Here is a 16,477-nt window from a genome sequence, read left to right on the forward strand (position 1 = left end):
CAATTGCCTCGTTCTCATGAAAATAACGAATGATCGTCAGCCCCCTTCCTTATACCTTGATTCGTTCGCTTAGCCGCAATGTCTCTCCGCCCTGCACTTCAACAACCCGCTGATCTGCCGTGAACCAAACCGGGATGGCAGACGGATTATGGATGATGGATCGATCAGCTGAACACTCCAATCGTTGCACCGCTTTCCAATAGGCAATCACTTCGATGTTCGTGGCATACCAGATATCATCCCTGCCGCCAATATGCTCACCAAACTGTTCGATAATCTCCCAGTTATCATTGTCATTGAACTCATAACTGTGACCCCAGACGTAGAGTAATAGTGGCGTACCTGTTTTGGAATGTTGGATAAAACGTTCGGCATGAGCCGCCAGATCATGGTTATGATGACACGTCGGATGCCATTCAAGCGGCCGATCTGGCAACGTGTATCTGCCATGTGATTCAACGGAACGGGCATAATCAATGCCAAGCCACTCCAGCTTTGTACTTAACGCACGGTTATACCCTCCGTTGGGATAAGCCATGCCTCGTACCGGATAACCGACGAGCTGCTCCAATGCTTTTCGGTCTTCGATAACCTCTTCGGTCAATAGTTCATTCGGAACATAAGGCAGTGTAGGGTGAGTAACCGTGTGAACGGCTACTTCATGCCCCGTATAAAGTTCAGCGACTTCCCCTGCCTCAATGCGGCCTGGATTACCCAGGGTACCGGAGTTCAGATTAAAGGTTCCCCGCAGACCATACCGATTACAGATTTCCACCAGTCTGCGATCATGCACCACTCCATCGTCATAACTGAGCGTTAACGCTTTCATCACACCACCTGGATAGCGGTCAAACTGAATACGATGTCCCATCCCTGCTACCACTCCTTTATCCGAATTCTTCAACAGGTACATGACCTGCATCCTGTAATCGATGATGTTCTGAATCAAAATACGTACCTTCCAGCAGGCCAATTAATGTGTTCGTGATCCGTACTTCAATGTCGTTGTCTCCCGGACGCAACCAGGAGGCCTCTCCTTTCCAACGATACGGAGACCAGCATCTCACACCCAGGCTATGTCCGTTCACCCGCACTTCCACCACATCCTGCACACGCCAATCGCTAAATTCCAGTTCAAACGAGGTAATATCTTCCCTTGACTCATCCAGCCAGAACGTACGTTTATAACTCATTTCCCCGGCAAAATGGGGATACAGCGGTTGCGGTTCAGGTCCGATACAAAGGGCCGTGTCCGATTCCCGCACAAGCGAAGCCATGCCTTCATGATGGAACTCCACGCCGAATCTTCCCTGTAGATACAAGGGATCAACGATACCATCCTCATCTTTCGTTACCTGCACAATCACCGTCATTTCGTTGAGACCGCTATGCAGAAGTTCCGTAATCTCACATGCGATGTTATTGTGGTCGGTTATTTCGATTGGATCGAATTGTTCCTTTTCAAGCGGTTGCCCATTAATCTCCATCGACCAAGTGCCCGAAATCGCCGCTCTGTCCATAAATAACAAGCATGCAGGCAATGCCGTTCTCAGCTCAAATGTGGTCGTATATCGACACTCGATCGAATAAGCAATAGATGATTTTTTCGGTGTGCCAAATACCTGATTAAACTGGACTGGCAGATGCTTCTGCTCCGATAATTCTGCCGCCTGATCAATAAACGGTTTTACAGCTACATGCTGGCTTTCCAGAATCACACCATTAACATTGGAAGCCTGAAGATGGAATTGTCCCATTCGCAAAATGTTAGGCTGCACCGTTTCCAGTCGCCATGGCCCTTCCGAAGGGACCATGATCTTACGGGCCTGATTAGCTCCTGCCGATACATCCGTTACGAACGTCGAACCCGTTTTGTCTGTTACATCCACCTTCGTTGTTAATGCCTCTTCCTTCGCAGGTTGTAAAGTAAGACGAATAGCATGTGCTTCATACGGCGCCAGCGTTAGTGAAATGCACCATTCCCCACCACTGCTCGTATACGGCAATGTCTGAAGCCGCCCTGTCTCCAGATCAAGTCGTTCTGCCACAATACAAGCACCCTCTGTCAACTCCGTTCCATCCCACAGCTGTCTGGCGACCAGCTTCAATTGACCCTTTAATTCCTGACCCTCCTGATTAGTCAAGAAAACCATGTGCTCTCCAGCCGACAATTGACGGGTGTGCATCAGCAGGGAGGCGCTTTCCTCCTCCATGATCCAGCAGATGGGTTCGGGCAATACCTGATCGAGTAGGAGAGAGATCAGCTCCAGCGAAAAGTCATCTCCTTGGCCCGTTCCTGCGGGTAGAAAATAAGCATTTCCCTCACCCTGATGCCACATGGTTTCACGGTTATCATGATCTGTTGTCACGTTACGGCCCCAGTACACTTCTTGAGGCTGCTCACCCGCACCAAAGAACTGGGCAGCTTCCTCTCCCTCTGGACTTCCCGGCTGAATCGCAATATGCGGGGGCATCCCAACAGAGATGACAGTTCCTCCCTGCCGAACCAATCGCTTCACCTGTTCCCAGGCCGCGGCCTCCAGATTCAGCATCGGTGGCAGAATTAATACGTCATAACGGGCAACGCCGATCCGAATGGTGCCATCCGTTAAGTCAGCTTCAGCCAACAATTCGGGGTCAAGGTGATCATAGTCACGTCTGTTTTCGAGCAGATGTGTCGTGATCCGCATCCAGTCCTTCGTTAGACGATCCAGTTGTACTCGCTCAGTTTCGTCCTCGCCGCTATACTCAAATCCATGCAGCGGATTACCCATCAGACTCCAGAATGTCGTCGTTGGGTCAAGCACGGCAATACGAATGTCTGCTGTTCCGGTGCTCATGAGATAGCTCAAACGTCCGGTGTAATCCCCCAACTGCCGGAAATGCTTCCAGTAGGGATTCTGTAAAAATTGAGACGGCGGTGCGTCATGCTTCGCAAGCCCACCAATCGTATAGAAAAAGGCGTGAAAGTTATAAAAATTGGTGCCCATGGCGGCCATTCGGTCAATCATCCACTTGGCATCCTGTAGCGTCATGGACCAGCCTACACTGTGAAAACATTCAATCAGATTGCGGCTTCGGCCCAATTGCCGGGCAAGCGAACTGACCATCTTGGGATTGTCACGCATCTTTTGACCATACCGTTCCAGAATCCACGATAAGGACCGTCCGATTTTCTCATGGGCCGAATCACCACCTGGCATATGACTGAACAACTGGGTGGTCATCCGTACGCCAGGCACCTCTGCCGCGTACTGGATTCCTGCTTCCTCACACCAGTCATGCACTTGTTTGTGATAGGACTCCCTGAGAAGCAGATGCAGTGACTGATAATAGTCATACCGAATATGATGCGCGTCCGGAACATCACCATATAACAGCGCCGGTAGCGAATCGATCAGACTATAATCACAACGCTCGCTGAAATAACGGGGAAGCTGTGGGGACCAGGGGATACGACCCAGCGGTGCAATCTCATCCGAGAACATACCTTTGATTACGCTTTCAAATTGATCTCCAACCGCTGACTTATAACGCTCATGTGTCAGTTCAATAAAACGACTCATCGCTTCCTTGTGGCAAGGATCAACAAAGTTGCCGTAATATTTGAAATCGTCGATCTCCATTTCTTGAAATATAATCAACTCCCAATCACCTGGGAGAACATCCCACAACAAGCGGAACGCTGTTCGGTAGGTGAAAAACCGCTTGCGATTATACGAGGTGAGTCCTGTCTCCTGATAGACTTGATCGGTCTGGAAATTGCCGATTTTACTGCGCAAGTCAATGGATTCATGCCACAACCGTTTGCCCTCTGAGTCCTTGGGAATCGCCTTGGCAACCAACACTCGTCCCCACGGCAACTCCAGATCTACAGCTTCTCCGCCCTGAACCACCAGTTGGTGATGCACGAGCTGTCGCTGCTTCGCTTCAGGGAAATCAAGGGTCACTTCCCCACCAGCCATCCCGCTTGGATATGGATATTCGTCATATAACCATACCTGCATGCCATGGTCGGCAGCTGCCCGCACTGCAACCCGTACCTTATCAAACCATGCTTCAGAGAGATAGGGAATCTGTAGTCCCTGACGCGGACAGATGAAGAATCCACCTACACCTTGCGCCGCCATCTCAGCCACTTGCCGCTTAAGCTGTTCTTCTTCCATTTCCCCGTTCCAGAACCAAAAAGGATGGACCCTGTACTGCGCCTCGGGATTTTCAAAAGCATCCCCGTTCCACATGTCGCCTTCCTCCCTGCGTGTCCAAGAGTGTGTGGTGTCCAGCTTTACCAATAACGTTCATTTAAGTTCATATAGGTTTTTTTCGCTTTGATTATACATCAAAAACCATATTCAGGAAGTCGTGTTTTCCAACTACTTCAGTGCAGCGTACAGTTCATTAACTTCTTTGACATAATCGTCTCCGCCGTTATTCTTCCACAGGGCAACAGCATCTTCGAATCCTTTCTCATCAATCTGACCTACGATATATTTGATCCGCGCATCGTTGATGATATTGTCCAGCTGCGGTCCTTTCTGAGCGTAAACATCAGAGATCAGCGGTTCGCCAGGATTGGCAATGACAATCTCTTCGTTGGCTTTCTGCACCTGTGCAACCTTTTCACGGACAGGTGTCTGTTGGACACGAAGCGTTCTGTCTTCCGGCACAAACATCAAAATCTGATTTAATCCTTGCAGGTCGCGGAGCGCAAGCTTGTCAGTGCTCGGTATGATGTAGTCTTCTTTTTTCTCATACTGCTTGCCTTCCAGTCCGTTGTACAACAATGCCTGCAATTCCGGTTCATTCAACTGATCCAGGAAGCTCAGTACCTTCTTCAAGTCTTCTTCCGTTTTGACACTGCTTTTGGAGATCGCAATCAGGCCAGAGTAGCCAGACGTTGGCATATCACGCAATCCCTTTGGACCTTCCATCGCTTGCAGCACGTCCACACGTCCTGTCGCATTGGGGTCTTTATCGAGTATTTTCTGATCCATGCGCTGTGCATTATCTGCTACATCCACCATGACACCGGCTTGCCCATTCACAAATGGATCAGGCAGTTTCGTTGCATCCATCACGGCAAAGTCCTTGTTCACCAGACCTTCGCTATAGATTTGCCGGAAAAATTTCAGGGCTTCCATGTATTCTGGTGTCTCATGCGCCGGGATCAGGCCTCCGCTACCATCATCTCCCCATTTGTTCGGTGCACCAAACCATACCTGCATGTTATCCCATGGACCCGTGAATTTGCTGGCAACCAGACCGTACGTATCATCCTTGCCGTTACCGTCTGGATCATCCTTCGTGAACGCTTTCAATACATTGTAAAATTCGTCAATCGTCTTTGGCTCTTCCAGCCCCAGATTCTCCAGCCAATCTTTGCGGATTGTAACCCCATTACGTCCCAGGGCCCGTGCCCGGTAGATCCCATAGGTTTTGCCATCGATTGATGCATTGTTGGTGATGATTTCATTCAGTTGACTCAGATTCGGATAATCTTTCAGATAAGGACCAAGCTCCCAGAATGCTCCGGTTCGGGCCGCATTAATGAAACTTGGAGACTTCCCTAACACCACCATAATCTGAGGCAGCTTTCCCGAGGCCAGTGTAATGTTGAATTTGTCTTCATACGAGCTGCTTGGCACCCACTGCAGGTTCACATCCACCTTGGTCAGTTCTTCAAGCTTCTGGATGACCGGGCTGTTCTCCGGCGGATTCTCCGCTTCAAAGTTCGGCAGCATAATGGTAATTTCGTCTGTGCCACCGGCAGCGCTCCCTGAACCTGTTTTATCCGTGGAGCATGCTCCCAAAATTGTACTCAATACCAGTGACGCAGAGAGTAACAGTGCACCTTTTTTGAATCCCGTTTTTTGTCCCATACGTTCTCCCCCTTGGCTTTAGCCTTTGATTGAACCTAACATGACACCTTTGGCAAAATGCTTCTGCAAAAACGGATACACCAGCAAAATCGGAATGGTACCTACAACGATCACCGCCATTTTAATCGACTGCTCTGGTGGCTGAACAAAATTGGGGTCCATGTTAGCCATATCTCCGACACTGGCTTGCGAGAGCAACACGATCTGTCTCAGCATGACTTGTAACGGCCATTTGTCACTGTCGGAAATGTATAGCAGTGCCGAGAAAAAATTGTTCCAGTGGCCTACGGCGTAGAACAAGGCAAACGTGGCGATGACCGGCTTCGATAAAGGCAGAACGATTCGCCACAGCACCCCGAGATCCGAACAGCCGTCGATGCGGGCCGCTTCCTCCAGTCCGGGCGGCATTTGCTGAAAAAAGTTTTTGACAACTATTAAGTTAAAAGCGCTGATCGCGCCAGGAAGCATAAGAGCCCAGTAAGAATCGAGCAGTCCCAGTCCACGAATGACGAGATACGTCGGGATCATGCCACCGCCGAATAACATCGAGAAGATCACCATGTTCATCATGACGTTACGGCCCCAGAAGTCACTTCTGGATAGTGGATAGGCCATCGTTAGTGTGAAGAACAGATTGACCAGTGTACCTGCTACCGTGATGAAAATAGAAACACCAATGCTGCGAAAGATCGTGGACGATGAAAAGATATACTCATACGCGCTGAAGGAAAACACCTTCGGAATGAGGAAAAAACTGCGTTCGGTAATCTCGGCTTCCGTTGCGAAAGAATTCCCTATAATATACAGGAACGGAAGGACAGTTAATATGCCCAGAATCCCCAGCATGACGTAATTGAAGATATCAAATACCTTGCCGGCAGGGCTGTTGTATAGACGGCTGTTCATGGGCGCTCCTCCTTAATAAATTCCGGGATGGCCGAATTTTTTCGCAAGTTTATTACTGCCAAGTACCAGAATGATCCCCACCACAGACTTGAATAGTCCAACAGCGGTACTGTAACTGAATGCACCTTGCGTGATCCCCACCGTGTATACATACGTATCAAATACGTCTGCCACATCCCGGTTGAGGGAGTTGGTCATCAGATAGATCTGCTCAAATCCGGTATCGAGGAAATTCCCCAGTCTGAGAATGAGCAAAATGACTATGGTCGTACGAATGGCTGGAAGCGTGATATGCCACATCCGCCGTAATCGTCCGGCGCCATCCACAATGGAGGCTTCATATTGTTCCGTATCCACACCTGCAAGGGCTGCCAGGAAGATAATTGTGCCCCATCCCATCTCTTTCCACATCATCTGTACAATAATGAGCGGACGGAACGAACCCGGGCTGGAGAGCACATCAATGGGCTTGCCTGTAATCCAGGCGATCAGGTCGTATAACACCCCGCCCTGCGGGGTCAGGAACACGTACGTGATACTGGCGATAATCACCATCGATACAAAATGGGGTACATAGACCAGCGTTTGAATCGTTCTTTTGAAGAAAGCCACCCGAATTTCATTTAATAACAAGGCGATAATGATCGGTGCCGGGAAAAAGAAGATAAGATCATACAGGGCAAGGACCAGCGTATTACGTAATAGTCGAAAGAAGTCTGGATTGGAGAAAAAGTTCGTAAAGTTCTCTAGCCCTACCCAGTTACTCTCCCGGATGCCCAGAAAAGGCTGGTAGTCCTGAAAGGCAATGATGATCCCCCACATGGGCAAGTATTTAAAGATAACAAAGTACAAAAAGCCGGGAAGCACAAGCACATATAACCATTTGTTTCGTTTGATCTGCCTTTTCCAATTGGACTCCTGTTTTAATGGTCTTGTTGCCATATTCGCTTGAGCAGTTGCAGTGGCGTTGGTATTCCAGTCCGTCTTCCCGTTCATCATGTCTCCCCTCCCTCAACGATGTAAGCGTTATCAATTAACCTGATACTCAGACTATACAGCCGATCTTTTTCCGGCAACCTTCATTTTTTGCATCACTACGGCATGATGGTCGGAAAGCCCGCTATAACGCCATTTTCACAAGAAACTGAACATAACGTAGCAGGTAGAATTGCACATTTTTGCGGGTTTATCCTTCTTTGTATCACGGTAAAAAAAGAAACAACCGACATCCACTAAAGCTGAATGCCGGTCTGAAATGACAAAGATATAAAAGGTTATTGTCCAAACCATTGATCGCGATACTGACTCGGGGTAACTCCCTCCTGTTTCTTGAAGATCCGATTAAAATAACTGTGCTGATATCCCACAGCCGCCGACACATCATTGATTTTCATCGTTGTCTCCCGTAACAATTGCTTCGCCGCATCCATTCTCACACGTGTCAGATAATCAATAAAGTTGATGCCTGATACCTGTTTGAATGCCTTACTCAGTGCATAGGGTGTCATCTGCTCCTCGTCAGCACAGTTTTCCAGCGAAATGTCGCTGCGGTAATGTGTATCGATGTACAACATCGTTCGTTCCACCACCAGCTTCAGCGGTTCCTGCGATCGTACCTCAACCTCTTGTATATAAGGTATGAATACCTCATTCATCATCCACTGCCTCATCTGTACAGGTTCACGAATACCGGATAGTTGCTCATACATGTTGTAACCACCAAACAGTTTATAAGGTGTGACACCCGTTTGCAGCATCATGTGCTGAATACTGCCGAGCAATTGAAGCATCATTTGCTGAACTTGGAATTCGGTACTGCCCGTCCGCGTAATCTCACTCATGAATTGTTCCAGCACACGTTCTGCTTCGGCTTGTTTGCCCAGCCTGACCGCCTGTAACAACTCCCGTTCCAATCCAAGCGGATAGGAAGTTGCTTCATTTCTGCGGAAACACGCCTCATCCTCCAGATCGAGAATCTGACTTCCTTCCTCCACACTGCGATAAGCCACGGCCTGTTCCATCTCGACAAATCGTCTGGGCAGTTCCTGAAGTGAAGCCGCCGGGCGACTGATCATCAAGGTAACCTTCATTTTGAGCGTACGTCCAATGACCTCCACTAGCTCCTGTCCCCATAACAGCGCCTGTGATTTCACAGGTTCGTCCTGGGGAGCAATCACAAGCATGGCGGAAGACAGGTCATGAAAATTCATGACACTGATCTGTCTAAAATAATTCTTTGCCACTTCTTGAGTGATATTCACGGCTGCAAAGGTGACTAATCCCGTGTCCTGGCTCCCAAATCTGCCTTGCAGTTGCTCGTACCCTGTAAAATACATTTGCACCAGCAAATACTGCTGGCCCTCCAGCTCAAATCCAAGATGACGCATGCGCTGCTGGAGATCCTGCTCGTTATAGGCATATAAATGCCCCTGTACAAGTTGTAAGACAAAACTGTCGCGCAGATGGGGAAGCTGCTCCTGCAACTGACGATGTGCCGTAACACTGCGGGAGGTCAGTTCGTTCCACTGTTGCTCCAGCAGCTCAAACTCATCCAGCTTGGCATCCGTTGGTGTTGTTTCGTTTCTGCCAGGCGTAAGCAGATGCAGCATCCGCGCTACAGGTGAATATATGCGGCGTGAAGCAAACCAGGATAACAATAATCCCAGGATGAGACTGCCTATACTCGCAATGACGATGATTTTGGACACCAGTTTGACTGGCGAAGTGACTGAGGTCAAAGGCGCTGCGGAGACGTAAGTCCAGTCTGAATCGATCCGACTCAATGAACCGTATGAGACAGAATAGGTCTGATCCTCATATCGGAACAGGAATGAGCGGCTGCCCGCATGCAGGGCTACTTCTTCTTTTAGCTGCTGCTCAAAAGCAGAAGTCTCTCCCGCCGTTCCCGGATTCCCGGTAACCAGTGTGTTTCCTTCCTGATCCATGAGGAACGTTAACCCTTCGTCGTAAGGAGTAAGCGTTTTCAATAAACTAGCAACTTTCTCGTTATCCAGCGTGATGATCAGTGCACCAAACGGATTAATGCTCTCCCCCGGTATCTTATGTACTAGAACAAGTGCATTGCCTGCATCCGTATGCAGTGGACTATCGTTGGTCGAAGGTTCGGTATCTCTGTTGATGCCGGAAACCCAGTCTGTCCAGTACACGTGGTTCCCCATGGAAAGGTATCGATCATATGCTTGTACTTTGGCTTCATCGTTCAATTCGGTATAATCCCGATTAAACAAGATTGGCTTCGGTTCCTGCAAATACAGCTGTGCTGACTTGATCAGTGGATGGGAACCTTGTAATACGTATAAGGTAGTCACAATCTCCTGCGTTTCATTGAAATAATATACAAAATCCAACGTTCGCAGTGCATTGCCAAACCTCGGTTCAAAAGCCCAATGGGATAAGTTCATCTCCAGATAAGCCAGCTGGTCATCCACATTACGTGCCCGGTTCTCAATCTGGTTCTGGTGCATCTGATTGAACTCGGTTTCCATCCGGCCAACAACCTGTTGATACATGATGATACCTGTGATTAGTCCGGGAATGCTGGCAATGAGCAAAATAAGCATGAGGCTGTTCCGATAAAATCGTCCTTTATGCCTTCCTGCCTTCAAATCGGATAACCGCTTGAATCTGCCAAATATTCGATCGCTCCTAATCGGTTCCATCGCTGCTCACCTGCCTGCTTGCATCGGGTCTGACTGTCATGGAAACTTCCTCAACTCCCCTGAGAATATATGGATGAAATCCTTTTCTTGTATTATACGCACAATCTTCTGGTGAATGAAACGATCTGTAACCGATCATTTTTTTAACCAATGTTTTATTAACATGACAAAATGGATTACAATGAGATATAGCAAACATGAAGGAGGCCTTTTTAATGAAAGAACAGACTTATTTTGAACAAAATAGAGAAAAACACCTGGCAGAACTGAATGAATGGTTGTCCATTCCAAGTATCTCTGCCATTTCAGAGCATAAAGAGGATATTAATCGTGCAGCACAATGGGCAGCAGATGCGCTCACACGTGCAGGTATGGAAAACGTAGAGGTCATTCAAACGGCTGGACATCCGATTGTCTATGCAGATCACCTGCATGCACCCGGCAAACCGACGGCTCTGATCTATGGACACTATGATGTACAACCTGTAGACCCCCTTAATCTGTGGGACACGCCTCCTTTCGAACCTACCGTTCGTGATGGCAAGCTGTATGCCCGTGGTGCAACGGACGACAAAGGACAGATTTTCCTACATATCAAGGCAGTTGAAGCCATTCTCGCCGAAAACAAAGAACTGCCAGTTAACATCAAGTTCTGCATTGAAGGCGAAGAGGAAATCTCCAGCCCGAACTTGCCCATCTATCTGAATGAACATACAGACAAGCTGCGTGCAGACATGATACTGATCTCGGATACTTCCCTGCTTGAAAAAGGAAAACCGGCAATCTCCACTGGCCTGCGCGGCCTATGTTCCATGCATGTGGATCTGAACACAGCCAATACCGACTTGCACTCCGGTTCATTTGGCGGCGGAGTACCCAACGCACTGCACGCACTCGTATCCCTGCTCGCTTCGTTGCATGATGAGCAAGGTCGTGTGAGTGTAGATGGTTTCTACGACGGCGTACTGCCACTGTCTCCTGAGATGAGAGAAGAATTTGTAAAACAGGGCTTCAATGAAGAACAGCTTCGTCAAGACCTCGGGCTGGAGCAATTGTACGGCGAAGAAGGTTACTCGTTCGTGGAACGTGTTGGCGCTCGTCCAACATTGGAACTAAACGGCGTATGGGGTGGTTTCCAAGGCGAAGGCAGCAAAACGGTTATTCCGAAGGAAGCTCATGCCAAAATTACATGCCGCCTCGTGGCGGATCAAAATCCACAACATGTATTGGATCGTATCGAAGCACATCTGCGCGCTAACGTTCAACCGGGTGCAACGTTGCATGTGAAACAGATCGAGAAAGCTTTTGCTTTCAACACTGATCCTTCCAATCCCATTCTGCAAAAAGCGGCAGATGCGTATGAGCACGTGTATGGCGTTCGTGCCCTCTTTACCAAAGATGGCGGCTCCATTCCGATTGTTGAGAAGCTCTCCCGTGTACTCGAAATCCCTGCTGTTATGATGGGCTTTGGTTTGCCGGATGAGAATCTGCATGCACCGAACGAGCACTTCAACCTGGAGAACTTTGATAAAGGGTTGTTGACGATTGTTCAATTTCTGAAGAGTTTGTAATCATCGTGTTTAAAACCAGTTCATGAGAGCGTGCTGAGTGGACGTTACGGGGCCGAATCGTTCTTTAGATCGCTGTTATCCCCGTATTTCCTTGATTCCCTTTCTAAAGGGAGAAATCCGGGGATAAAGGCGAACGCTCCGCTTCTTCAGAATCGATTTCGTCCCCTCCACTACGTTGCAGCTTCTCGCATGACTGATTTTAAGATTGAGCTAACTATTGAATGGTTAGTGTAATTAGGAGAACAAAAGGACGGCCTTCGGGTCGTTTTTTTGTTATTTATTTTATTTCTTTTTTTCTTTGTTTCTTTGTTTCTTTGGTGAAATTGTAGTTTTTTTGATGGTTGCTTTTTATGATGGAGACGATGGAGGCTTACTTTTAAAAAGGTTAGTGTATTAGTGATAACAACATGGTGACCTTATAGGCCGTTTCTTTGGATTTTGTCGCGATCGTTACGTTGGAGCCTTATCGCGGCTGCTTCGAAGGATTGGGTCTCACTTTGATGGGTTAGTGTGATAGATTACCTTAACGATGGGCTGCTGAACACTTTTTAGATTTTTTCGTTTTTTTCGTTTTTTTCTCGATAAGTTCGTTATCATTGTTCCTATGACTGATTTTATAGACGAGGTCTCGGTTTTAATGGTTTAGTGTATGGGAGATAACATACGCGACCTTATAGCCTTTTTTTGATTCGGTCTCCTTCACTAGGTTTCAGCTTTTACAGCGGTTGCTTTATTGTGACTGGTTTTAGACGACGGCTAACTTTTAAGGTTGTGATAGAGATAACTCAAGCCGTGGTCTTCGGCTGTTTGGTTTAATCGATTGATATTTAGAATTTACCCTTATGGAGTATGTTGCGGATGCTGTAACGAAGATTGTTGATGACTACAGGGGTATTTGTGGATGGAGGATCTTTCGGGATTTCTGCGTTTTGACTTGCTTATGTTCAGCAACTTCGGCGCGGGGCTTTTGCCATGAGTGTTTACGTGCTGTTGCGCCCCGGCAAGCTAATCCAAAATGATGAGGTGAATGTTGTGTCTGCTTCTCATCTGACCAAAAATGCGCTGGCTCACTCGCTTAAATTACTGATGGAGCATACTCCACTGAACAAAATTACGGTCAAACATCTGGTGGAGAATTGCGGAGTGAACAGGCAAACCTTTTATTATCATTTTCAGGATATTTACGCGCTGCTTGGGTGGATCTATCAGACTGAAGCGGTGGAGAGTCTTACGGAGTACCGAAGCTACAGCACATGGACGGACGGATTCTATAAAATCTTTTGTTACATCGAGAACAACAAAACGTTCTGCTGTAACACGCTCAACTCGCTCGGGCGCACCCACTTGGATGTATACCTCTATGAAGTAACTCATGATCTGATCATGGGTGTTATTGATGAGCTGGCCTGTGGGATACAGGTCCGCGGTGAAGACAAAGAGTTTGTCGCCAACTTCTATACCCTGGCTTTTACTGGGCTGATCATTCAGTGGATGAGAGGCGACATGCAAGAACCGCCAAAACAGATTATTGAGAAGCTCAGCGAGCTGATCGAAGGCAATGTCCTGAGGGCACTGCACAAGTATGAGAATAAGCTGCCATCTGATTAGGATGCGCGGCTATTTTCGTATGTGATCTAAGCCTATATTTTAGACATTTTTCCAAAAGTGACCAAAAATTGGACGCTCCCTTTCTTTTGATCATACCTTACGGAACCTGCAAGGTTTACATTAGGGATGTGATTACAGTAACTTTTGGAGGCGAATGATCGTGAAGAAAGAACATGGTAATAAACAGGTCTATTTTGTAGGCGGCGGCATTGCATCTTTGGCGGGTGCAGCTTATCTGGTTAGAGATTGTGACTTTCCCGGAGAACATATTCACATTATCGAAGAAATGCCGATTCTCGGCGGCAGCAATGACGGTGCTGGTAATCCCGATCAAGGATATATCATCCGCGGCGGACGGATGCTCAATGACGAGGCCTATGAGAATCTCTGGGAGTTGCTGGCTTCCATCCCTTCCATCGACCGTCCGGGCATATCTGTCCGACAGGAAATTACCGAATTTGACGATGCCAATCCCACACATTCCAATGCGCGGCTCATTAACCGTGAAGGCAAGGTCGAAGATGTGCTCTCCATGGGTTTTGATATGGCCGATCGTCTGGCGATGGGCAAACTGATTATTACTCCTGAAGACACGCTGGGGAAATTGCGAATTAACGACTGGTTTGGCCCTCATTTTTTCAAAACAAACTTCTGGTATATGTGGGCGACGACCTTCGCCTTCCAACCTTGGCATAGCGCCGTGGAATTCAAAAGATACATGCTTCGCTTTTTTCACGAATTCCCAAGAATTCAGACGCTGGAAGGTGTCACCCGCACACCGTTCAACCAATATGACTCGATTATCCTGCCATTGCATAACTACCTGGAGCCGTTTGGCGTTGATTTCACGCTGAAATGTACGGTTACCGATCTGGATTTCAAAGACGGCGACGGCATTACGGTAAGTCGGATGCATGTGCTCAGGGGAGGTGAAGAGGAAGTCATTGACATCCTCGAAGGTGATCTCGTCATTGTCACAAACGGTTCGATGACCGAAGGAGCCGATATCGGCTCCATGACCTCCGCACCAAAATTGAACGGCAAGGGCAGCTCATGGAAGCTGTGGGAGAACATTGCCGCCAAGAAACCGATGCTGGGCAACCCTTCTTCTTTTAATGATCATGTGGATGAGTCCAAATGGGAATCGTTTACGGTCACCTTCCAGGATTCGGTCTTCTTTGATCTGATGGAGAAATTCACACGCAACCGGGCAGGTACCGGTGCTCTGGTTACTTTCAAGGATTCCAGCTGGTTCATGTCTGTCGTTCTCGCCTTCCAGCCGCACTTCCGCGGTCAGCCGGAGCATGTCAACGTATTCTGGGGATACGGATTATCCCCGGATAACGTGGGCGATTACGTGAAGAAAAGAATGTGCGACTGTACCGGGGAAGAGATTATGCAGGAGTTGATCGGCCATCTTCATTTCCAGGAACATCAAGAGGACATCATGGCTACCGCCAACTGCATTCCATGCATGATGCCATACATTACAGCGCAATTCATGCCTAGACTAAACAGCGACAGACCGAAGGTTGTACCTGAAGGCTCCACCAATCTGGCCTTCATCAGTCAGTTCTGCGATATTCCCGATGACGTGGTATTCACGGAAGAATATTCAGTCCGGGCAGCACGGATCGCCGTCTACACTCTTCTCGGAGAGAACCGGCCAATTGAGCCGATCAACAAGTATCAGTATGATGTTCGGACGCTGTTCAGTAGTTTTGTGACTTCGTTTAGATGACTGCTTTTAATGACGATTCAGACATAAGATGAATGAAGGAATGTTGGATGGATCTGTGGATGCGGATAGATCTTTGGAGATATCTGTAGGATTCGGTGAGTAACTTTGTGATCTTTTAGGAAGCTTTGTTATCATAATTCTATTGATTGTGCCAAACTAGTAAGATAAGAGTTAATACATGAGTGAGCTTCAGAAGCTTGCATTCCCGTCGAACGAGTCAATGAGTGAATATCGTTGTTGCTGAACTGAAGAGTCGTTGTATAAAGAAAATAGAGAGAGTTCCGTCAGCTATGACAGGACCCTCTCTTTCGTTTACTCGTTTACTATCTAAGCCTGACATATAGCTTTCATCGAGATTGCCAACTGTCGTCTAAAGAACCTCACAAGCCTTATTTCTCGAAATTTCGCAGGTTTGATAATCTAACGAATCGTAGACACTTTATTTGTGCTGTAAGCATGTTTAAGTACCGAAATATCGCTAAATTGCATTAAATAGCGTGGCTGAGTTTCGTTACATTTTGTATGACAGCAAAATCATTGGAATAAGGCTTCACAGATTCGTTAGCGCTACTCACGCCACTTATGTGCGGAATGTTGTGAACTTCAGCATGTGCACAAGCTTGGATAAATGTGCGATCTCCTGCTGGACTCCAGCGGTGTCCGTACCTGCCATTGCCTGATTTGCTCGCAGCGTTCTACGTGTGTTCAGCATACCTTCAATCAGTTTCATGACCGTGTTGCGTCCACGATGATCGACAATCATATACTTTTTGCGTGCATCCAGCTCTACCCATACGATGTTGCTGAATGATGTGAACAGATGCCTGCGGTACAGCTCCATATCGGTCTCATTGTAATGCTCGCCATAAAAGGCATAATATCCGTGTATGTGCAACTTCTCCGCCAGCACTGTGATGAACGGATCATGTTCGAGCATAGCGTTACGTTCCATGTTTCACGCCTCCGTTATGCGTGATCCGCAGATCCCGTCTTTTTGAGATCTATTTTAACATATTGCGCAAGGTGTTGCCTCTACACAGATAAAAGCCAAGTTTTAACTCCGAAGACTGATGTATCACAAATGAGAGTTAT

10 protein-coding genes are annotated in these 16,477 nt (G+C 47.6%); 3 read left to right on the forward strand and 7 right to left on the reverse strand.

Annotated features, from left to right (window positions below; translation table 11 throughout):
• Positions 1-49 precede the first annotated feature (49 nt).
• The 6 genes from MKY66_RS23860 to MKY66_RS23885 form a co-directional block, all read right to left on the reverse strand.
• The gene (locus MKY66_RS23860) at positions 50-913 is read right to left on the reverse strand and encodes a polysaccharide deacetylase family protein (RefSeq protein ID WP_083657069.1); all 864 of its coding nucleotides are present in this window, start codon (positions 911-913) and stop codon (positions 50-52) included.
• Complete coding sequence (locus tag MKY66_RS23865; RefSeq protein ID WP_076211252.1) at positions 888-4,241, reverse strand: glycosyl hydrolase; 3,354 nt, start codon at positions 4,239-4,241, stop codon at positions 888-890. The genes MKY66_RS23860 and MKY66_RS23865 overlap by 26 nt, the downstream gene beginning before the upstream one ends.
• 132 nt (positions 4,242-4,373) lie before the next feature.
• The gene (locus tag MKY66_RS23870) at positions 4,374-5,879 is read right to left on the reverse strand and encodes an extracellular solute-binding protein (protein ID WP_076211251.1); all 1,506 of its coding nucleotides are present in this window, start codon (positions 5,877-5,879) and stop codon (positions 4,374-4,376) included.
• Positions 5,880-5,897: 18 nt separating this feature from the next.
• The gene (locus MKY66_RS23875; RefSeq protein WP_017692544.1) at positions 5,898-6,785 is read right to left on the reverse strand and encodes a carbohydrate ABC transporter permease; all 888 of its coding nucleotides are present in this window, start codon (positions 6,783-6,785) and stop codon (positions 5,898-5,900) included.
• A 12-nt stretch (positions 6,786-6,797) separates the two neighbouring features.
• Entirely contained in the window at positions 6,798-7,727 is a 930-nt protein-coding gene (locus tag MKY66_RS23880; RefSeq protein ID WP_026081491.1) for a sugar ABC transporter permease, read from the reverse strand.
• A 332-nt stretch (positions 7,728-8,059) separates the two neighbouring features.
• A complete protein-coding gene (locus MKY66_RS23885) occupies positions 8,060-10,465 on the reverse strand; it encodes an AraC family transcriptional regulator (protein WP_083657068.1) in 2,406 nt (801 codons plus the stop codon).
• 215 nt (positions 10,466-10,680) lie between these two features.
• Here MKY66_RS23885 and MKY66_RS23890 point away from each other — a divergent pair, with 215 nt between their 5' ends.
• The 3 genes from MKY66_RS23890 (at position 10,681) to MKY66_RS23900 (ending at position 15,385) form a co-directional block, all read left to right on the forward strand.
• Positions 10,681-12,036, forward strand: a complete 1,356-nt coding sequence (locus MKY66_RS23890; RefSeq protein ID WP_076211248.1) for a dipeptidase — start codon at positions 10,681-10,683, stop codon at positions 12,034-12,036.
• A gap of 972 nt (positions 12,037-13,008) precedes the next feature.
• Positions 13,009-13,644, forward strand: coding sequence for a TetR-like C-terminal domain-containing protein (locus MKY66_RS23895; RefSeq protein WP_256704232.1), 636 nt, complete (start codon positions 13,009-13,011; stop codon positions 13,642-13,644).
• A gap of 154 nt (positions 13,645-13,798) precedes the next feature.
• Positions 13,799-15,385 (forward strand): oleate hydratase, encoded by a 1,587-nt coding sequence (locus MKY66_RS23900; protein WP_076211246.1) that lies wholly within the window; start codon positions 13,799-13,801, stop codon positions 15,383-15,385.
• A 580-nt stretch (positions 15,386-15,965) separates the two neighbouring features.
• Here the strand turns inward: MKY66_RS23900 and MKY66_RS23905 are convergent.
• Positions 15,966-16,337 carry a hypothetical protein gene (locus tag MKY66_RS23905; protein ID WP_036673485.1) on the reverse strand — a complete coding sequence of 124 codons (372 nt, stop codon included), beginning with the start codon at positions 16,335-16,337 and terminating at the stop codon, positions 15,966-15,968.
• Positions 16,338-16,477: the final 140 nt, after the last annotated feature.

This window comes from Paenibacillus sp. FSL R5-0766 (genome assembly GCF_037971845.1).
Classification (GTDB): Bacteria; Bacillota; Bacilli; order Paenibacillales; family Paenibacillaceae; genus Paenibacillus.